This window comes from Jannaschia pagri, assembly GCF_019655435.1.
GTDB lineage: Bacteria > Pseudomonadota > Alphaproteobacteria > Rhodobacterales > Rhodobacteraceae > Jannaschia > Jannaschia pagri.
On record NZ_BPFH01000002.1, the window covers coordinates 330,307 to 349,519 of the forward strand.

Annotated in this window: 16 protein-coding genes; 12 read left to right on the plus strand and 4 right to left on the minus strand. The window is 65.1% G+C overall.

Going from position 1 to position 19,213, the window contains the following annotated elements:
* Positions 1–60: 60 nt before the first annotated feature.
* Positions 61–1,200 carry an alpha-hydroxy acid oxidase gene (locus tag K5R33_RS06515; protein ID WP_220748200.1) on the plus strand — a complete coding sequence of 380 codons (1,140 nt, stop codon included), beginning with the start codon at positions 61–63 and terminating at the stop codon, positions 1,198–1,200.
* A 96-nt stretch (positions 1,201–1,296) separates the two neighbouring features.
* On the opposite strand, the gene glpK is transcribed toward K5R33_RS06515, so the two are convergent.
* On the minus strand, positions 1,297–2,775 hold the full coding sequence (glpK, locus tag K5R33_RS06520) for a glycerol kinase GlpK (protein WP_220748201.1): 1,479 nt from the start codon (positions 2,773–2,775) through the stop codon (positions 1,297–1,299).
* 448 nt (positions 2,776–3,223) lie between these two features.
* Between glpK and K5R33_RS06525 the strand changes: the two genes are divergently transcribed.
* Positions 3,224–3,556, plus strand: coding sequence for a hypothetical protein (locus tag K5R33_RS06525; protein WP_220748202.1), 333 nt, complete (start codon positions 3,224–3,226; stop codon positions 3,554–3,556).
* A gap of 175 nt (positions 3,557–3,731) precedes the next feature.
* On the opposite strand, the gene K5R33_RS06530 is transcribed toward K5R33_RS06525, so the two are convergent.
* Complete coding sequence (locus K5R33_RS06530) at positions 3,732–4,418, minus strand: arylesterase (protein WP_220748203.1); 687 nt, start codon at positions 4,416–4,418, stop codon at positions 3,732–3,734.
* 10 nt (positions 4,419–4,428) lie between these two features.
* On the opposite strand from K5R33_RS06530, the gene K5R33_RS06535 reads away from it, so the two are divergent.
* Positions 4,429–5,121, plus strand: a complete 693-nt coding sequence (locus K5R33_RS06535; RefSeq protein WP_373314143.1) for an ABC transporter ATP-binding protein — start codon at positions 4,429–4,431, stop codon at positions 5,119–5,121.
* A gap of 142 nt (positions 5,122–5,263) precedes the next feature.
* A complete protein-coding gene (locus tag K5R33_RS06540; protein WP_220748205.1) occupies positions 5,264–7,792 on the plus strand; it encodes an ABC transporter permease in 2,529 nt (842 codons plus the stop codon).
* A 649-nt stretch (positions 7,793–8,441) separates the two neighbouring features.
* Here the strand turns inward: K5R33_RS06540 and K5R33_RS06545 are convergent.
* A complete protein-coding gene (locus tag K5R33_RS06545) occupies positions 8,442–10,589 on the minus strand; it encodes an esterase-like activity of phytase family protein (protein WP_220748206.1) in 2,148 nt (715 codons plus the stop codon).
* A gap of 118 nt (positions 10,590–10,707) precedes the next feature.
* On the opposite strand from K5R33_RS06545, the gene K5R33_RS06550 reads away from it, so the two are divergent.
* From K5R33_RS06550 to K5R33_RS06570, 5 genes are all read left to right on the plus strand, one after another.
* Positions 10,708–11,229, plus strand: coding sequence for a DUF1569 domain-containing protein (locus K5R33_RS06550; RefSeq protein ID WP_220748207.1), 522 nt, complete (start codon positions 10,708–10,710; stop codon positions 11,227–11,229).
* A gap of 46 nt (positions 11,230–11,275) precedes the next feature.
* The gene (locus K5R33_RS06555; RefSeq protein WP_220748208.1) at positions 11,276–12,217 is read left to right on the plus strand and encodes an ABC transporter permease; all 942 of its coding nucleotides are present in this window, start codon (positions 11,276–11,278) and stop codon (positions 12,215–12,217) included.
* Positions 12,218–12,225: 8 nt separating this feature from the next.
* Positions 12,226–13,029, plus strand: coding sequence for an ABC transporter permease (locus K5R33_RS06560; protein ID WP_373314144.1), 804 nt, complete (start codon positions 12,226–12,228; stop codon positions 13,027–13,029).
* Positions 13,026–14,642, plus strand: coding sequence for an ABC transporter ATP-binding protein (locus K5R33_RS06565; protein WP_220748210.1), 1,617 nt, complete (start codon positions 13,026–13,028; stop codon positions 14,640–14,642). Before K5R33_RS06560 ends, K5R33_RS06565 begins: the two co-directional genes overlap by 4 nt.
* Positions 14,643–14,711: 69 nt before the next feature.
* On the plus strand, positions 14,712–16,142 hold the full coding sequence (locus K5R33_RS06570; protein WP_255576176.1) for an aldehyde dehydrogenase family protein: 1,431 nt from the start codon (positions 14,712–14,714) through the stop codon (positions 16,140–16,142).
* A 144-nt stretch (positions 16,143–16,286) separates the two neighbouring features.
* Here the strand turns inward: K5R33_RS06570 and K5R33_RS06575 are convergent, their stop codons facing one another.
* Complete coding sequence (locus K5R33_RS06575; protein WP_220748212.1) at positions 16,287–16,652, minus strand: nuclear transport factor 2 family protein; 366 nt, start codon at positions 16,650–16,652, stop codon at positions 16,287–16,289.
* Positions 16,653–16,774: 122 nt separating this feature from the next.
* Between K5R33_RS06575 and K5R33_RS06580 the strand changes: the two genes are divergently transcribed.
* From K5R33_RS06580 to K5R33_RS06590, 3 genes are all read left to right on the plus strand, one after another.
* Entirely contained in the window at positions 16,775–17,515 is a 741-nt protein-coding gene (locus K5R33_RS06580) for an SDR family oxidoreductase (protein ID WP_220748213.1), read from the plus strand.
* A 67-nt stretch (positions 17,516–17,582) separates the two neighbouring features.
* The gene (locus K5R33_RS06585; protein WP_220748214.1) at positions 17,583–17,897 is read left to right on the plus strand and encodes a hypothetical protein; all 315 of its coding nucleotides are present in this window, start codon (positions 17,583–17,585) and stop codon (positions 17,895–17,897) included.
* Between the two features lie 10 nt (positions 17,898–17,907).
* Positions 17,908–18,888: a P1 family peptidase gene (locus tag K5R33_RS06590; RefSeq protein WP_220748215.1), complete on the plus strand. Its 981-nt coding sequence runs from the start codon at positions 17,908–17,910 to the stop codon at positions 18,886–18,888.
* Positions 18,889–19,213 lie beyond the last annotated feature (325 nt).

Here is a 19,213-nt window from a genome sequence, read left to right on the forward strand (position 1 = left end):
GCCAGGGAGCGCGAGGGAGGATCCCTCGCCCGCCCGGCATCCCCAGCGAAGGCCCCTGACATGGATTTAGACGTCACCCACCCCGCGCTGTCTGACCTGCGGCGGAAGGCCAAAAGCCGGATGCCGCATTTTGCCTTCGAATACCTCGACAGCGGGACCGGGACCGAAAAGGGCGTCTCGCTCAATCGCACACAGATGGATGCGGTTCAGTTCATGCCCGCCATCCTACGCGGGGAGTTCACGCCGGATCTGAGCCGGACGACCCTGGGCACCACATACCCGCAACCGTTTGGTGTGGCCCCCGTGGGCATGGCGGGCCTGTTGTGGCCAGACGCGGAGCGCACCCTGGCTGCCGCCGCAGCCACCCATCGGATGCCCTACGGACAATCCACGGTCGCCGCCGCCACGCCCGAGGATACCGGCCCCATCGCGGGGGATATGGGGTGGTTTCAACACTACCCCGTCCGCGACCCAGAGGTGCGCCGCGACATGTTGGCCCGGATCAAAGCGGCAGGCTGGAAAGCGCTCGTCGTGACCGTCGATGTCCCGGGCGAAAGCCGCCGAGAGCGACAGCGCCGGGCCCATGTCTCGATGCCGCCGGTCATGACACCAAAGATCATCGCGTCGATCATGGCTCGGCCGACCTGGGCACTCGGCATCTTGAAACACGGCCAACCCACCATGAAGTTCCCCAACAGCTATGGACCGCAGGCTAAGGGCAAAGATGCCTTCGTCCACGCGGGCCGATTGATCCGGGGCTTCCCGGACGACGCCTATATCGCGGCACTGCGGGCGGAATGGGGCGGGCCGCTCATCGTGAAAGGCGTGGCGGAACCCGACGACGCCGACCGTCTCATCGGCATGGGCGTCGATGCGATTTGGGTATCAAACCACTCTGGCCGCCAATTCGAGGGCGGCCCAGCCGCGATCGATTGCTTGCCCGCCGTGGTCCAGGCGGTGTCCGGGCGGGTGCCGGTCTATTACTGTTCTGGTATTCAGGGCGGGCTCGACATTCTTCGGGCTCTGGCCCTGGGCGCGGATTTCGTCTTCCTTGGCAAAGCGTGGTATTTCGCGCTCGCGGCCTTTGGACGGCGGGGGGTCGATCATCTCGTCCACATGTTGCGCGCAGATATGATCTCAAACATGACGCAGATTGGGGCCGCATCGCTTGCGGACCTTCCTGGACGTCTGATCCGCTAAAGCGTCGACGGGCTTTAGCCTGGCGTAGTATGCGGAGGCACCGGGGACCGCGCGGGTGAACCCGCGCGCCGCCTCCGGCTCAGCCGGAGGCCCCGCTCAACGCGTCAGGGTGCGCCGAATGGCATCTGACCAGCCCTCGTAGCGCGCCTCGCGCTCTTGAGCGGACATCTGCGCTTCGAACCGGCGCTCTAGGGCCCAACCTTTAGAGAAGGCATCTTGGTCTGGATAGACCCCCGATTGCATCCCTGCCAACCACGCCGCCCCAAGAGCCGTCGTCTCCAAGACCTCTGGTCGATCCACCGGTGCGCCCAGGATATCTGCCAAGAATTGCATGGACCAATCGGAGGCGCTCATACCCCCGTCCACCCGGAGGACCGTCTCTCCCAAGCCACCCATATCCGCAGCCATGGCCTCCAAAAGGTCGCGTGTCTGATATCCGACGGACTCCAACGCGGCGCGTGCAAACTCCGCCGGGCCAGACCCGCGGGTGAGGCCATAGATCGCTCCTCGCGCCGTCGCGTCCCAATAGGGCGCCCCAAGCCCTGTGAAAGCTGGGACCAAATAGAGCCTTTGTGTGGGATCCGCCTGATCGGCCAAGGCCTGTGTATCGGGCGCCGCATCAATGATCCCAAGCCCATCGCGCAGCCATTGCACAACCGCCCCGGCGATAAAGATCGATCCTTCGAGCGCATAGGTAGGCTTGCCATTCAACTGATAGGCAATCGTACCCAACAACCGATTCTGGGACGTCACAGCAGTGTCGCCCGTGTTCAGCAGCGCAAAGCAGCCCGTCCCGTAGGTCGATTTCAGCATCCCACGTTGGAAACAGGCCTGCCCGACCGTTGCGGCTTGCTGATCCCCCGCAACCCCGCGAATTGGGATCTCACCGCCAAACACCTGCGTGGTCCCAAAGTCAGCAGCACAATCCAGGACCTGTGGAAGGATCCCCATGGGAATGTCGAGAAGATCGCAAATCTCTGCGTCCCAGCAACCATCGTGGATATTGTAAAGCATGGTTCGGGCGGCATTCGTCGCGTCGGTCACATGGGACCGCCCGTCCGTCAGCTTCCAGATAAGATAGCTGTCCACCGTTCCAAAAAGGAGATGACCCTCCCGCGCCAAATCGCGCGCACCGGCCACATTATCCAGGAGCCACCGCAGCTTTGTGCCTGAAAAGTAGGGATCAAGCAGCAAGCCCGTTCGCGCCGTAACCAATTCCTCATGTCCCGCCGCCTTAAGGTCGTCGCAAAAGGCGGCGGTTCGCCGATCCTGCCAGACGATCGCACGATGCAGGGCCTCACCCGTCCGGCGATCCCAAATGATCGTCGTCTCCCGCTGGTTCGTGATCCCAATTGCGGCGACCGATGACGTCGCAAGCTGCATATCGGCCAGGACACCCCGGCAGGTCTCCAAGACGCTAGCCCAGATCTCATCGACTTCATGCTCCACCCATCCACTGTCGGGGAAGTGCTGGGTAAACTCCTTCTGTCGCGTCGCTGAGATCCGCATGGCCTTGTCGAAAAGAATGGCGCGGCTCGATGTCGTTCCCTGGTCGATCGCAAGTATATGAGTCATTTTTTGCCTCCCGTCCTTGGTCTTTGGTTTGGCCGAACTGAGACAAACGAGCAAGTGCGCGCGTTCGATATTGCGCGGTTCTGATGGAATCCCCCGGATCTCGCCTGCTGCGCTTTGGTGGGGCTATGGGGCTGGGAGTATTTTTGCCGAGAAGAAGCTGGGGGCCGGGTGGTTGTGGCTCGGGGTGGGGCGCGGGTTTCGTGTCGGATTTTAGGGGAATTGTCGCGGTTTGGTGAGCTGCCGTCGCGCGCCCGTGAGGGCCGTGCGGTTGGGGGAGAGGTATGTGCGTGGGCGCACGCTTATCGCGTCATCCTCACGCGTCCGTTTGTTGAATGTCAGACCACGCTCCCGCATATCAATCCCATCAGCAGGGCAACAGCCCAGCACACCGCAACCCACTCCGGCCCGCCGCAACGCTAACTGGGCCGCTCACATAAGGACTAACACTATGAAAACGCTCATCCTCTCCGCCATCGTCGCCGCCGCTTCCATCGCCGGAGCCGCCTCCGCCCAAGTGCCCGCAGGCGCCGCCGGGGCCATCGCTCACTTCAACCAGGACATCGACCGCGCCAACGACCGCTCGAAGCTGCCCAGCGGCGATGCGACCGTCACCGTCTCGACCCGCTCGGGGTCCTTGGGTGAGGCCTTCGCGATCTTCAACGCGACCGAGGACAACGCCAACGACCGGCGCGGGCTGAACGGCGCGACCGTCGTCGGCCAGAACGCCATCGCGACGGACATCTTCGCCCGCTTCGCCGAGGAGAGCCGCGACGACGACTGATTTTTCGCTAACTGCTCCGGCCGGGTATCCCCCCGCCTGGTCGGAGTGATGCCGCGCCACCCTCCCCGGTCTCTCCCCCCTCTCTCCGAGGTGCGTTGCGGCACGGGCACCCCCCGCCTTCGAGCCAGAGCGCTCGGGCGGGGGGTGTTTTGGTGGGGGGGGGGTAGAAAGGTTGTTAGGGCTCGGCCCGAGCAACCAATTCTGCCACCCGGGGACCAAAGGCCGCCACGATTTGAGCAACGCCCTCCTTATTCGGATGGATGCCGTCCGCTTGCATGAACCGCGCCCGCGCAGCAGCGAGATCCCCGTCAATCACAAGCGGCGCCAAAAAGTTCTGCTCAAGGAGCGCGTCAAATTGCGTGGCAAGCGCCGGGTACATCCCATCAAACGCGGCCTTATAGTCGGGCCCGTAGTTTCCCGGCGCCTCCAACCCGATCAAAAGAACGGGCAATCCACGCGCGCCGCTCACTTGCGTGAGAATGGCCTCGAGGTTTTCGCGGCTCGATTCCGGAGGAATGCCGCGCAACAGATCGTTGCCCCCCAGGGCAACAATCATCGCGTCCACGTCGGGATCCAAAGACCAGTCCAGACGCGCAAGGCCGCCAGCGGTTGTGTCGCCCGAAACACCGGCATTCACGATCTCGGCATCTACGCCCTCTTCGGTCAACCAGGCCTGCAATTGGGGCACAAACCCATCTCCCTGCGGGAGCCCATATCCTGCCGTGAGAGAGTCGCCCAGTGCAACGACCTTGATGGTCTCGGCTTGCGCTGTCCCCATCGTGACCAGGGTCAAAACCACGACCTGAACCGCCTTGTTCAGTTTCGACCTCGCCCCATATCCAAGGGGACGCAATCGACACATGAGGTCTCCGATGGTCCTATCCTTGCGCGATGTATCGCTGTCCCTCCAGGGCAACGCGGGCATTGTCGACATCCTGCACGGGATCTCTTTGGAGGTGACGGAACGGGAAACCGTCGGGTTGGTGGGGCCGTCGGGCAGTGGCAAGTCGTCTCTCCTCATGCTCATGGGCGGGCTGGAGCGCGCAACATCCGGGGCCGTCGAGGCCTTGGGCCGCGATCTGACTGAGATGGATGAGGATGCCCTCGCCCGCTTCCGCCGAGGACATATGGGGGTCGTCTTTCAATCCTTCCACCTGATCCCCACGATGACGGCCCTCGAAAATGTCGCCACACCGCTGGAGCTGGCCGGGGACAGCGACGCTTTTGACCGCGCTGCGGCAGAGTTGGAGGCCGTGGGATTGGGCCATCGCATCGGCCACTACCCCGCCCAGATGTCCGGCGGCGAGCAGCAACGCGTGGCCCTGGCCCGAGCCGCCGCGCCGCGCCCAGATATTCTCTTGGCAGACGAACCGACGGGTAACCTGGACCAATCCACGGGCGAAGCCATCATGGACCTGCTGTTCGGCCTGCGCGACCGCCATGGCGCGACGCTGGTTCTGGTGACGCACTCCCTAGACCTTGCCGCGCGCTGCGACCGCACGATCCGCCTTGTGGACGGTCGCCTCGACAGCGAAACGCGCCGGACGGCAGAGGCAGCGGAATGATCCCTGCTTCGATGTTCCAAAAATATGCCAAGACGGACCTTCCCGCTTGCCCAGCGATCTATGACCCTGGTGCCGGCGCGGCCCGGCAGGGCCGCGCCCCCGGTCGGACGGCGCAGGCCGTTCGAAACCAAGGGGCATTGCAATGACCTGGCTGTCCCAAGCGGCCCGAATTGCCACGCGGGAGTTGCGTGGGGGCCTGGCCGGGTTTCGCATCTTCCTCGCCTGTCTAGCCCTTGGCGTGGCCGCCATTGCCGCCGTGGGCTCCGTGCGTGTTTCCATCACCGAAGGCTTGCAACGCGAGGGCCGTGTGATCCTGGGTGGCGATGCGGAGGTTGAGTTTAGTTACCGCTTCGCCACGGACCAGGAACTCGACCTGTTGCGCAGCTTTGCCACCGAGGTTTCGGCAGCGGTCGATTTCCGCTCCATGGCGGCAACGGCACAGGGGCCAGACGCCGACCGCGCCCTGACCCAGGTTAAGGCCGTCGACGCCCTTTATCCGCTCACAGGCGCCGTGGCGTTGGAGCCGGACATTCCCCTGGCCGAAGCGCTCGCAGGGGACAGCGTGGTCGTGCACCCGGTTCTGGCGGATCGCCTGGGACTAGAGATGGGCGACTCTCTCTGGCTCGGGACCAAGGCCTTCACCATCACGGCTCGGCTGATACGGGAACCCGACGCCGGGGCAGCAGGGTTCGGCCTGGGACCGCGCACTCTGGTGCGGACCGAGGCTCTGGATGGATCCGGCTTGCTCAGTTCCGGCAGCCTGTTCGAGACCGATTATCGCCTCACCCTGCCTCCCGAGACGACCGACGCCCAACTCGACGCGCTTGAGGTTCAGGTGGAGACTGCCTTCGCCGACGCAGGGGCCCGGTGGCGGGATCGGCGTAATGCCTCCCCGCAGGTCGCGCGGTTTGTAGACCGGATCGGCAGCTTCCTGGTGTTGGTCGGATTGGCCGGACTGGCCGTGGGGGGCGTCGGAGTCTCTGCGGCGGTGCGCGCCTATCTGGATCGCAAGACCCCCGTGATCGCCACCCTTAAGACTATCGGGGCCGAGGGCCGCACGATCTTCGCGGCCTATTTGATGCAAATCGGGGTCCTCGCGGCGGTGGGCGTGGCCATCGGATTGGTCCTCGGCGCCATAATCCCCCTGCTGGCCGCCCCGTTCATTTCCACCCAGCTGCCTGTGCCCGTGGCATTCGGCATCCACGGCGGCCCATTGGCAGAGGCCGCGCTCTATGGCGCCCTGACCGCTCTGATCTTCACGCTTTGGCCCCTGGCTCGTACGGAACAGGTGCGCGCCGCATCACTGTTCCGGGACGCCTCCGGTCCCGCGCGCGGGTGGCCACGGAAACGCTACGTTGCGGCCCTTGCTGCTTCCGCAGTGATTCTGATCGGGGCGTCAGCGCTTTTGTCGGGCATCCCGCTTCTGGCGCTTTACGCCGCCGGGGCGATCCTGGTGGCCCTCGGTATCCTGGTGCTGGCCGCTTGGGGCGTGCGGGCGCTCTCCCGACGATTGGCCCGCACCGGAACCGCCCGTGGCACCCCATCGCTGCGCCTGGCCTTGGGCGCCGTCGGCGGGCCGGGTGGCGAGGCGACCGCGGTCGTCCTCTCCCTCGGGCTGGGTTTGACCGTCCTCGCGGCGGTTGGGCAGATCGACGCAAACATGCGCGCGGCCATTGATCGGGATCTGCCCCAAGTGGCGCCCTCCTATTTCTTTGTGGACATTCAGCCGGACCAACTGCCGGGCTTCCTGGATCGGGTTGAAAACGACCCCGCCGTCAGTCGCGTAGACGCGGCCCCCATGCTGGGCGGCGTCGTACAGACCTTGGCGGGACGTCCAGCCGCCGACTTTGACCATTGGGTCACGCGCGGCGACCGTCGCATCAGCTTTGCCGATAGCCTGCCGGAGGGCACGCGCATCACCGGCGGCACTTGGTGGCCGGAGGGCTACGACGGCCCGCCCCAGGTGAGCTTCGCCCAGGAGGAAGCCGACGAGCTTGGGGTTGAGATCGGTGATGAGGTCACCATGAACATCCTAGGCCGTGACCTTACCGCCACCGTTACCTCCTTCCGAGAGGTGGATTTTTCCACCGGCGGGATTGGCTTCGTGATGGTCTTCAACGAAGCCGCCCTGCGGGGCGCGCCCCACACCTGGTTGTCCACGGTCTACGCCACCCCAGAGGCCGAGGCCCAGATCCTGCGCGATGTGGCGGGCGATGCGCCGAACATCACGGCAGTACGGGTGCGCGATGCCATTGATTTGGTGACCGAGGCGCTATCGGCCCTCGCCGCCGCCACATCCTGGGGGGCTGGGGCGACCCTGTTGACCGGCTTTGTGGTCCTGATTGGGGCCGCAGCGGCGGGCGAGCGGGGGCGTGTGTTCGAAGCCTCTGTGCTCAAGACCCTGGGGGCCACACGGCGCACGATCTTGACCAGTTTTGCGATCCGATCCGCGCTTTTGGGCGCAGCGGCGGGCATCGTTGCCATCATCGGCGGAGCTCTGGCGGGTTGGGGCGTTCTGACCTTCGTCATGGACGCGCCCTATGCCTTCGAGCCTCTGTCGGCCCTTGTCATCGTGGTTGGCGGCGCGCTGGCGACCTTGCTTGCCGGCTTGGCCTTCGCCTGGCGCCCCCTCGCCGCCCGCCCCGCGCGGGTGCTCAGGTCCCAAGACTAGAGGTTCGATCAGACTTCGGAGGGGCGGGTGACGTCGCCCGGCGGCGTGTCTGAACGGCCAGAAGCACCCTCTGCGGTCTGTGCGATCCGTCGCGCCAACGCATTGTGCCGACCGCTTGAGTCCGGGCGGCCCCTCCGGAGCCGATGTTTCTGGGTGAGATGTCCGAGAGTTCCATGGAACCAGGCCCTACTGCCGGGCCACCCGCAAACACCCAAACTCACCATAAGCGTGCACAAACCGAAAGGTCGCAGCCAAGCGGACATGGACTTCGTTTATCTGACCTCAGGCGCAGCAAGCCACTCCGCAGGGTGCTCCTCACGTCGCGAGGTCTTTTTGTCCCGGCACATGATATCGCCAGGTTCTTGGACCGATCCACGCATCCAAAACGCCGGATGGTTTTCGCAGCAGATCAGACACGCCAAACCTGCGCTATTGGCTGGTCCCGACCGCCCCGGCCCCGGTTCCATGCCCCTGCGCGTCCATCAAAGCACGCGCCGCTTCACCCGCAAAACCGACGCCGGGGGTGTCGACCGAGGACAACGGCCACGTTGGACGAGGCCCCACGAAAAAACGGCCCGACGTGGGGAAGACGCCGAGCCGTGAGAGGGATGAGTGTAATGAAGACCTTAAATAGTCTTGGTGATGAAAGTCAGTTCAGCGGGACGGTGAACAACATCGTCTCGCCGGAATGGTCGTCGACGCCGTCATTGTCGGTCACGACATAGGCGGTACCATCCTCGGTAATCGCCAGGCCCTCGACCTTGTCCAGGACGTAGCCACCGGTGGAGGTCAGATCGTCGAGCAAGTCGCGCACGACCTCCTTCTCTACGACCGGCAAGTCACCGCCCAGCGGCGCGGGGGTCAGCCCGTCCAGGGCCACGCGGGTGATCTGCTTGACCTTCGCGGCCTGGCCGATCTGGTTGTCCCGCTCGATCAGATACAGGAACCCTTCGTGGGCCACGATCTCCGACAGGCCGACCCAGCCGGTCTCGGCGGCCTCGGTCGGGTAGTGGACGGCGCCCCATTCCTCGGTCTCCAGGTTATAGCTCACCAGCTTCACCATGCCCTTGGGATCGTCCTGCCATTCCCGCTGGATCGCGATCCAAAGGGTGTCACCGACGCGGGTCACACCTTCCATCCCAAAGCGGCGTTCGACCGACAGCAGCTCTGCGGGCAGCGGGATCTCTGCCTCGATCTCCCCCTCAGCCGTCACGTGATAAAGCGCATGGGGAATGACCCGGTCCGTCCGCCCCTCAGAGGCCAACCAGAATCCGCCCTCCCCATCGGTGGCGATGCCTTCCAAGTCCAGCTTCTGCGCAGGCCGCCCAGCACGGGTGACATCCGTGGCTGCGACAATGCGCGCGGGTGTTTGGCTCGGGTCGATGGTGAAGATCCGCGGCTGGTAGCCATAAAAACTGTCGGAGACGGCATAGAGCAGGCCATCCTGGGCCACCATTCCGGACAAGGCGCCCCAACCGATCAACGCCTCCGCACCCTCAGACGTCAGGTGGGGATAGACGACGGGGCCGTCCTGCATCTGGTAGATCATGACATGGGCGCGGGCACCGCCGTCTTCGATCAGGTCGCCTTCGTTCGCGGTCACCAGCAAACCACGGTCTGCCAGCACAGCGTAGCCTTCGGGCCCAACGCCCGAGGGCAACAGCTGGGTCAGAACGGGAGCCGTCGGATCGGTCACATCATAGACGCCGACGATCGACCCACGCTCGGAGCCCACGAAAACCATGGGCGTGCCTCCGACGGTCGCGAAGGCCACGCTCTCCGGCTCGACGCCTTTCGCATCGGAGCGTTTGTCAGGGTAGTGGCCGATCTGAACGATGGCATGTTCGAAGGAGGTGCCGCTGTCCCAGATGACGTCGCCCTCCTGCGAGAAGATCGTCCATCCGCGCGAGCCGCCTTCGTAATCACCTTCGTTGGCGGTGGCGAAATGGGTGTCGTCGATCCATGTGACGGCATCCGGCTCCCGCAGACGGGCCGTCTGACTTTCGGTGAACAGAAGCGCGCCGCGTTCATCGGTGGCGTCGATCCCCTCCAGGTCTACGGACCCAGCCGAGAAATGGGACAGGACCTCCCCGGCGGAGGACAGCACCACCATGTGATTGTTTTCCTGTAGAGTCACCACGACCTCGCCTTCGCCGTTGATGGCGACGAATTCAGGCTCCGGGTCCGAAGGGGCGACCTCGGCCAGACCCGTGATGTCGGCCACGCGCAGGCTGTCGCACTCCAGCAAGCCCTCGGAGGTCAGATCGACCATCACAACCGATCCGGCGGGCATCTGGGGGATGATCCCGTCGTTCAGGTCCTCATCGCGCTCGTTCTCAATTGCCACGGCCAAGAACGATTGATCGGGGGCGACGGCCACCGCATCGGGCTGGCCCGGCAGGTCGCAGCGATCCACCTCAGTCTGATCGGCGATGTTCACCTCAACCAAGTAGCCCGACGGGTTGGTGAAGCTTTCGGAAGTATTCACACCCGCCAGGGCAAAGCCGCCAGCAACGGCGACGGAGGTCGGCTCGCCTTCCAGCGGCATGACGCCCAGGGGCTGCGGGTTGGCGGGGTCCGAGATGTCGATAAAGCCCAGCGCTTCCAGCGGGCTATCGGTATACACGAGTGTATCACCCGATGCGGCGATGATTTCCGGCGCCGTCTCGGTCGCGATATCCGTGCCCTCCGGCAGGTTGTCGGTCACTGCGAAGCTGGCGATCCGGTTGAAGCCTTCGGCCTGGGCCACGGTGGCTAAGGCGACGGCGCTGACGCTCACCATCAAAGTGCGGAACATGCTGTACCCCTCGTAAGTCTGCCGCGGCAATCTGCCCACGCCATGACTTGGCAATGACGGTCCTGTAACGGTTCCATGACAGGCTTTGCCCAAAAGCGCCGCGCTGCTAGGATGTGGCATGAAACGACGCGACGCCCTGATCTTTACAGCCATTGGATGCGCCACCCTGACCGGAGCGGCAGCCTACGTCGTTCGACCAAGGGACCATCCGCACCTGGACCTATCCGCGATCATAGACAGGTTGCAGGACACCCCTTTGGACGCCTTCGCGCCCAGCAGCAGTTGGAGCTTGGCGCGAACCTTCGACCACCTCGCCCAAGGCGTCGAGTTCTCGATGACGGGCTATCCAGACCTGAGGTCGGCGGTGTTTCGCCATACGGTGGGCCCCTTGGCGTTTGCGGCCTTTCAGGCGCGCGGGGCCATGTCCCACGACACCGCAGACGTGATCCCCGGGGAGGTTGTGGAGGCCAATACGGCAGACATGGCCCGTGACCGTCTGATCCGGAGCCTTCGGGCCTTTGACGCCCATGACGAAGCCCCTGCCCCGCACTTTGCCTTTGGCGCCCTGGACAAGGCGCAATATGCCAAAGCCCATGCGATGCACATCCACGATCATTTGGATGAGATGCGCAGCACCTGACGGCCCCGGTCTTTCGCCCATTCCTCCGCCCCGCTAGCGTACGAGCATGGTGCGCTCCCTCCTATCCAGGATCCTGTCCCTTTCCGTGTCGCTTGTGGTGGCGAGCATGGTCATTTTTCTGATGCTGCAGGCCGTACCCGGTGATCCGGCGGCGTTCATGTTGGGACTGAACGCCCAGCCAGACACCATCGCAGCCCTCCGCGCGGACCTTGGGCTGGAGGGCAGTTTGGGCCAGAGATACCTCACCTGGGTCAAGGGCATGCTCGCCGGAGATTTCGGCCAATCCTATACCTACCGCGTGCCCGTGGCCGACCTTGTGGTCGACCGGATCGGGGTGTCGGCGCCTCTGGCGGTCTATGCTCTGATCCTATCCGTTGTTCTTGCGGTGCCCATAGGCCTGATCGCAGCCAGCCGCCGTGGGGGCGCGGCGGATTGGGGGATGATGGGGGCGACGCAGTTGGGCATCGCGATCCCCAACTTTTGGTTCGCCATGCTGCTGGTGCTGGTGTTTGCCGTCAAACTTCGCTGGGTCTCGGCGGGCGGGTTTCCGGGGTGGTCCGACCCACTGGCTGCGATCAAGGCCTTAACCCTGCCCGCCATTGCCCTGGCCCTGCCCCAAGCCTCGATCCTGGCGCGCGTGTTGCGGTCCGCTGTCTTGGACACCCTGGATCAGGACTATATCCGCACGGCGCGGGCCAAGGGGCTGTCGCAGCGCGCGACGGTTGTCAGGCACGCGTTGCGAAACGCGGCCATTCCCGTTCTGACCATCCTGGGGCTGCAGTTCAGCTTTCTGCTGGCGGGCGCGATCATCATCGAGAACGTGTTCTTCCTGCCGGGGTTGGGGCGCTTGATCTTCCAAGGGATCACGCAACGGGATCTGATCGTCGTCCAGTCAGTCACTATGCTGCTGGTGTTTGCCGTGATCTGCGTGACGTTCTTGGTGGAACTCACCTATCTGCTTGCTGATCCAAGGCTGCGCCGCAGGTGAGGGGCGGGATGCTCATCGGGGCCGTCTTGACGGCCCTCTTCGCGGGGGCGGCGCTGCTGTCGCTCGTCTGGGTGCCCCATGACGTGGCGCGCTTGGACATTGCGGCGCGCCTGTTGCCTCCGTCCCCGGCTCACCCCTTGGGCACCGACCACTTTGGCCGTGACATGCTGTCCATGTTGATGGAGGGCGCGCGAACCTCCATTGCGGTGGCGCTGGTGGCTGTTGGGATCGGCCTTGGTCTGGGCGTGCCCCTCGGGCTCTGGGCGGCAGCGGCACGGGGGACGTGGCTGGACGACGTGATCATGCGCGGCAACGACCTGATCTTTGCTTTTCCCTCGCTCGTCATCGCGATCCTCATCACCGCCGTCTTCGGCCCGAGCGCGGTCAACGCCATCCTGGCCATTGGCATTTTCAATATCCCAGTCTTTGCGCGCGTGGCCCGGGGCGCGGCGCTGCCGATCTGGACGCTTGACTATGTGATGGCGGCCCGGGTGGCCGGGAAAGGCAAAGCCCGCATCAGCACGGAGCACGTTCTGCCCAATATCACCAATCTGCTGATCGTTCAGGCCACGATCCAGTTCTCCCTGGGTATCCTGGCGGAGGCCGCGCTGTCCTACGTGGGGCTTGGGGCGCAGCCGCCCACGGCAAGCTGGGGCCGGATGTTGGCGGACGCGCAAACCATGATCTACACGGAGCCGCAGCTGGCCGTTCTACCGGGCCTAACCATCGTCGGTATGGTGCTGGGGCTGAACCTGCTGGGCGATGGCCTGCGAGACCACTTGGACCCTCGCCTGAGACGGCGGGCTCCATGAGCCAAACTGATCCAATTGGCAACGACGGCCCGCCACGACAGTTGGCTGCCCCACCGCTCATCACGGTACGCAAGCTATCGCTTGCCATCCATGGGGCGCCGATTCTGAACGAGATCGACCTGGCCATCCAACCGGGCGCCGTCACCGCGCTCGTGGGGGAGAGCGGGTCGGGCAAATCCATGACGGCGCTGGCGCTGATGGGATTGTTGCCAGGGGGTTCAACGACCACAGGGCAGGCCCTGTTTGACGGGTCCGATTTGCTCACGCTGTCCGAACGCGCCTGGCTGGGTCTGCGCGGGGACGACATCGCAATGATCTTTCAGGAGCCGATGACCGCCCTCAACCCCGTGCACACCATCGGCGCACAGGTGGCGGAGCCCCTGCGCCTGTGTGGCATCCGCCGGGCGGAGGCTGCACGGATCGCCCGCGACCGCCTGGACCGCGTGGGTCTGTCCCACGTGCCATTGGACCGCTATCCGCACGAGCTGTCCGGCGGACAGCGGCAGCGCGTGTGTATCGCCATGGCCATCGCGCGCCGACCGCGCCTGTTGATCGCCGATGAGCCGACGACCGCGCTGGATGTGACAACGCAGGCCGAGATCCTATCCCTGTTGCGCAGCCTTGTGGATGATGAGGGCATGGCCCTGTTGCTGATCACCCATGATCTTGGCGTGGTTGCAGGCATGGCGGACCATGTCGCGGTGATGGAACGCGGCTGCATTGTCGAAAGCGACCGGACGGAGGCGCTGTTTCGGGGGCACCGGCATCCCTATACGGCGGCCCTGCTGGCGGCGTCGCGTCCCCCGCCCCATACCCCGCGCCCCCCCGATGGCACGGCGATCTTGGAGGCCCGGGACCTGCGGCGCACCTATGGGGCCGTCACGGCGGTAGACGGCGTGTCCTTCACATTGCACCGGGGGGAAAGCCTGGGCCTCGTGGGTGAATCGGGCTGTGGTAAGTCTACGCTAACCCGTGCACTCCTAGGGTTGGAACCTTTGCAGGGCGGCTCCGTCACATTTGACGGAACGCCAGGCGGGCAGTCCATGACGAGACGCCAGAGGGCCCGGATATCGGTCGTATTCCAGGATCCCTACGGCAGTTTCAATCCCCGTTGGACCGTTCGCCGGATCGTGCAGGAACCCTTCCATCTGACGGGCAAACCGCGCGACGCCGATGCCCAGGCCGCCCGCGCCTTGACGGAGGTCGGGCTGACCACCGCCGATCTGGAGAAATACCCCCACGAGTTCTCCGGCGGTCAACGGCAACGGATCGCCATTGCGCGTGCGCTAATCACGAAGCCCCAAGTCCTGGTGCTCGATGAAGCGGTCAGCGCGCTGGACGTGCGTGTCCGGGCGCAGGTCTTGGCCCTCCTCTCGGAGCTGCAAGACCGTTTGGGGCTGTCCTATCTGTTTATCAGCCACGACCTGACGGTTGTCCGGGCCATCTGTGACCGGGTTCTAGTGATGCAAGGCGGACGGATCGTCGAACAGGGCGCCATTGATAAGGTCTTCGAGGCCCCGGCGGCAGCCTATACCCGGCGCCTGATCGACGCCGCCCCACGGATCCCCGCAGAGTGGTTGGCCGCGCGGAATACGCCCGCGGCGACCGGCTAACGCACCCAAGACGCCCCTGGTCCCGCCCTCCTGGCCATGCCACCAAAGACCCAGGCAGGAGGACGGGACATGGCAGTGACATTCGACACATCGGAGATGCTAATCGGGGGCACTTGGTGCCGCCCCACGGACACGCTTCCCATGGAAGACCCATCGACCGGGGAGACCGTTGGCGCCATCGCGCGGGGCCGCGCCGCTGACATCGACGCCGCCGTCACCGCAGCCCAGGCTGCTTTGGCGGGTCCCTGGGGCCGGATGGCTGCCGCAGAGCGAGGCCGTCTGCTGGCGCGCATGGGCCACATGGTCGAGGCGCAGGTGGAGGATTTGGCCAGGATGGAGGCCATGGATGTGGGCAAGCCCCTGCGGCAGGCCCGCGCCGATGCCCTCGCCCTTGCCCGGTATCTGGAGTTCTACGGCGGGGCCGCCGACAAAGTGCATGGCCAGACGATCCCCTATCTGGACGGGTACACCGTTTACACGATGCGCCAACCCCACGGCGTCACCGGCCATATCGTCCCCTGGAACTATCCGATGCAGATCATCGGGCGCTCCGTGGGCGCGGCGCTCGCCATGGGCAACGCCTGCGTGCTGAAACCCGCCGAGGAAGCCTGCCTGACCGCGCTCGCCTTTGCGCGGATCGCTGAGGAGGCGGGGGTGCCCCCCGGCGCGCTGAACGTGGTTCCGGGCTTGGGGTCGGAGGCCGGCGCCGCCCTGGCGGGCCATCCCGATGTGCACCACATCAGCTTTACCGGGTCCGTGGCCACGGGCGCGCGGGTGCAGGCGGCGGCGGCTGAAAACGTGGTTCCTGTGACCTTGGAGTTGGGCGGCAAGTCCCCCCAGATCGTGTTCGATGACAGCGACCTGGACGATGCGCTGCCGTTCCTTGTCAACGCGGGCATCCAAAACGCCGGACAGACCTGCTCGGCGGCGTCTCGCATTTTGGTGCAGCGCGGTGTCCTGGAAGAGGTGACCGCCCGCATGGCCGACCGGTATCGCGCGCTCCGGGTTGGGCCAGCGGTGGAGGATTTGGACGTGGGGCCAGTCATCTCAGCCCGTCAAAAAGCCATCATCGAAGGATTTCTGGATCAAGCCGGTGACCTGACGGTCGTCGCCCAGGGCCAGGTTGTCGGCACCGGTGGCCATTACGTCGCGCCAACCCTCCTGACCGGAGCGAGACCGGACCATCCCCTCGCCCAACAGGAGGTTTTCGGCCCCGTCCAGGTGATCCTTCCGTTCGAGGACGAGGCGGAGGCCATCGCAATCGCCAACGGGACGGATTACGGCCTGGTGGCGGGCGTTTGGACCCGCGACGGCGCACGGCAAATGCGCCTCGCCCGCGACCTGAAGGCTGGTCAGGTCTTCATCAACAATTACGGCGCGGGGGGCGGCGTTGAGCTTCCCTTCGGAGGCGTCGGCAAATCAGGACACGGGCGCGAAAAGGGGTTCGAGGCGCTCTATGGGTTCAGCCAGACGAAGACCGTCGCGGCGCGGCACGGGTAGTCGGGCCGGCGAAGGACCCATGCCGATTGTATGGGGGCTATGACCGAGCCCCTGCCACTTTGCGCCCACAACCCATAAGAACCGGCGCCATATCCGAACGCCGCCCTTGATCCGAGCGACCGCTCGGTGACCCTGCAGCCATGACTAGGACGCGTAAAAGAACTCCTCGCGCACGATCTTTCCGTCGGCCACATGGTAGACGGCGACCTCGAACATGTCCTCGATCGCATCGGTCTCTTTGTTGCGTGACTTCACGGAAAAGGTCACCGCAAACCGATCATCGCCGTGCAGCATGGGGTCCGAAACCTCTGCCTCCAACACCTCAAAGGCGGACTCCCACCAAGCGTGCTTGCCTTTGATGGCGTCGATCCCCTTCGCCTCGCGCCCGTTGCCAAAGTCGACGGCCTCAACGCTCACGGCATCGGGCGCGTATAGGGTCATTAGAGTCTCGGCCTCGCGGCCTTCGCGGCAACTGGCGACGAGCGTATCGGCAACGTCTTTCAGGGTCATCGGATCCTCCCACACTGGTTGTGAGACGAAGCTACCACGATTCGCACCGTCGACCGGGAAATAAAGCTGGTTCCCGCCGCCTCCCCTGGCCATCCTGTCCCCGACACTTGAGGGGGGAGACCATGGGGTTGACCGGGAAAACCGCCATCGTGACGGGCGGCGCATCGGGCTTTGGCAAGGGGATCGTGGAGGTCTTTGCCCGCGAAGGCGCCCAGGTCCTGGTCGCAGATTTGAACGGCGATGGCGCCGCTGAGGTCGCCGCACAGGTCGGCGGCCATGCGGCACAGATGGATGTTGCCCGCGATAGCGATTGGGCAGCGCTGACCGCTCAGGCTCTGGATGCCTGGGGCCGCATCGACATCTTGGTGAACAACGCGGGCATCACACATCTGCCGCAACCCATGGAGGAAGTCAGCGAGGATGAGTTCGACCGCGTTCTCTCGGTGAATGCCAAGTCCGTCTACCTGTCCGCGCGGCACGTTGTTCCGGTCATGAAATCCGCCGGATCGGGGGCAATTCTGAATGTGGCGTCCACCGCCGGTGTCTCGCCCCGCCCGAACCTGAACTGGTACAACGCCTCCAAGGGCTGGATGATCACGGCGACCAAAGCCATGGCCGTGGAATTGGCGCCCGCTGGGGTCCGCGTGAACTGTCTCAACCCCGTCGCCGGAGAGACGCCCCTGTTGTCGAGCTTCATGGGCGAAGACACACCGGAGCGGCGCGCCGCTTTCCTCTCCACGATCCCCCTAGGGCGTTTCTCCACACCGCAAGACATGGGCGAGGCGGCGTGTTTCCTCTGCTCGGACGCGGCCTCCATGATCACGGGCGTGGGGCTGGAGGTGGACGGCGGGCGGTGCATCTGACTGGGACGGCGCGGCCCGTTTGTGGCAGACATACCGAAAGGACAGCCGTCGAATCGGAGGGATAATCATGCGATTGGAAGCGGATATCGACGTCCTAGCGGGGCCCTTCGCCTCGCAGCAATTGGCCTTTGCCCATTTGTTGGATGCGGCGGAGCGGACGGGGCTGACCCCCGATCTGGACCATGTGGAGGTGATCGCTGCACCGCACGCCAAGCGCCTCCGGGGATATTTCGACCCCGATACGGCCGCCGAGATCGCCGCCGAGGCGCGCCTAGACGCCGTGATCCTGGTGCTCCCGGGGGCGTTGATCACTGGCCGGTTCGAAGGCGACGCCCGGTTGCGCAGCATCGGTCGCTACGTCGGGCAGGTCACCCGCGCATGAGGTCACGGGCATGAAGCCAGGGCCGCGCAACTTGATCACCGATGTGGCAGGCCTGCGCGTCGGTAATGCGGACGACACGGCTCTGATGTCGGGGGCCACCGTCTTGATCGGGGACGCCCCCTTCGTGGCGGGGGTCCACGTCATGGGCGGGGCGCCAGGTACGCGCGAGACGGACTTGCTGGCCCCAGACAAAACCGTGCAAGAGGTTGATGCCCTGGTGCTTTCGGGCGGGTCGGCCTTTGGCTTGGACGCCGCGTCGGGTGTGGCCGATGGATTGCGCGCTGCCGGACGAGGGTTTCCCGTGGGCGACCAACGGGTGCCAATCGTCCCAGCGGCGATCCTGTTCGACTTGCTGAACGGCGGTGACAAGACCTGGGACAGCAACCCCTATGCCCAGATCGGACGGCGCGCGCTTGAGGCCGCACAGCCGTCCTTTGCCCTTGGCAGCACCGGGGCCGGCCTGGGCGCCACGACTATGGACCTACGCGGGGGGCTGGGATCGGCCAGTTGCGTGTTGAGCAACGGCATCACCGTAGGCGCACTGGTCGCGGTGAACGCCATCGGACGGGTCTGCGACGATGCGGGCAGGTTTTTTGCCGCGCCCTGGGAACTGGCGGCTGAAGCGGGCGGGCGTGCGCCCGGTTACCTGGCGCCGGATTGGGAACCCAGCGGCGCGGCAGGCCCGCGCGAGGCGACTACCATCGCCATCGTCGCGACCGATGCCGCCTTGACCCAGGCCCAAGCGACGCGCCTTGCCATAGCGGCCCACGACGGCATGGCGCGGGCCATTCAGCCAAGCCATACGCCCTTGGACGGAGACTTGGTCTTTGCCGCAGCCACGGGCGCGCGACCGCTACCGGATCCCGCCTGGGGTGCGGTGCCATTGGGCCATGCGGCGGCCTGTTGTCTGGCACGTGCCATTGCGCGTGGCGTCCATGCGGCCTCTGCGGGGGGTATATTGCCCAGTTGGCAGGAACGGTTCGCGTCATAGGGCACAGGGCTCTGGCCTGTACCAAGGGCGACACGCTCAGGTGGCGTCTAAGCAGGCTCCCGAAGTTGCGCATTCGTCACCGCTATCTCTGCGCCTGCGCGCAAATATAAACCGTCGCGCCTCGCGCGTCCGTGAAGGCGGTGCGGCGGGGTCGGTCGATTGTGCAATGGCGCACGAAAATCGACACGCACTCACAACCAAGTGCATTGAGTGTGACGACGGAAAGGCGCATATCCCTCTCAACGCCAAGCAGCCCGGCCTGCTTAGCCCCCCGGCATCCCCCCGCCATAAGGCGCGTCATCCGGGCCCGATCTGACGATTTGCG

Coding starts and splice junctions, on each gene's coding strand:
- K5R33_RS06515 (WP_220748200.1), top strand. CDS start 61: ATGGATTTAGACGTCACCCACCCCGCGCTGTCTGACCTGCGGCGGAAG.
- K5R33_RS06575 (WP_220748212.1), bottom strand. CDS start 16,652: ATGACCCTGAAAGACGTTGCCGATACGCTCGTCGCCAGTTGCCGCGAA.
- glpK (WP_220748201.1), bottom strand. CDS start 2,775: ATGACTCATATACTTGCGATCGACCAGGGAACGACATCGAGCCGCGCC.
- K5R33_RS06585 (WP_220748214.1), top strand. CDS start 17,583: ATGCGATTGGAAGCGGATATCGACGTCCTAGCGGGGCCCTTCGCCTCG.
- K5R33_RS06545 (WP_220748206.1), bottom strand. CDS start 10,589: ATGTTCCGCACTTTGATGGTGAGCGTCAGCGCCGTCGCCTTAGCCACC.
- K5R33_RS06530 (WP_220748203.1), bottom strand. CDS start 4,418: ATGTGTCGATTGCGTCCCCTTGGATATGGGGCGAGGTCGAAACTGAAC.
- K5R33_RS06535 (WP_373314143.1), top strand. CDS start 4,429: ATGGTCCTATCCTTGCGCGATGTATCGCTGTCCCTCCAGGGCAACGCG.
- K5R33_RS06590 (WP_220748215.1), top strand. CDS start 17,908: ATGAAGCCAGGGCCGCGCAACTTGATCACCGATGTGGCAGGCCTGCGC.
- K5R33_RS06580 (WP_220748213.1), top strand. CDS start 16,775: ATGGGGTTGACCGGGAAAACCGCCATCGTGACGGGCGGCGCATCGGGC.
- K5R33_RS06550 (WP_220748207.1), top strand. CDS start 10,708: ATGAAACGACGCGACGCCCTGATCTTTACAGCCATTGGATGCGCCACC.
- K5R33_RS06540 (WP_220748205.1), top strand. CDS start 5,264: ATGACCTGGCTGTCCCAAGCGGCCCGAATTGCCACGCGGGAGTTGCGT.
- K5R33_RS06555 (WP_220748208.1), top strand. CDS start 11,276: ATGGTGCGCTCCCTCCTATCCAGGATCCTGTCCCTTTCCGTGTCGCTT.
- K5R33_RS06565 (WP_220748210.1), top strand. CDS start 13,026: ATGAGCCAAACTGATCCAATTGGCAACGACGGCCCGCCACGACAGTTG.
- K5R33_RS06560 (WP_373314144.1), top strand. CDS start 12,226: ATGCTCATCGGGGCCGTCTTGACGGCCCTCTTCGCGGGGGCGGCGCTG.
- K5R33_RS06525 (WP_220748202.1), top strand. CDS start 3,224: ATGAAAACGCTCATCCTCTCCGCCATCGTCGCCGCCGCTTCCATCGCC.
- K5R33_RS06570 (WP_255576176.1), top strand. CDS start 14,712: ATGGCAGTGACATTCGACACATCGGAGATGCTAATCGGGGGCACTTGG.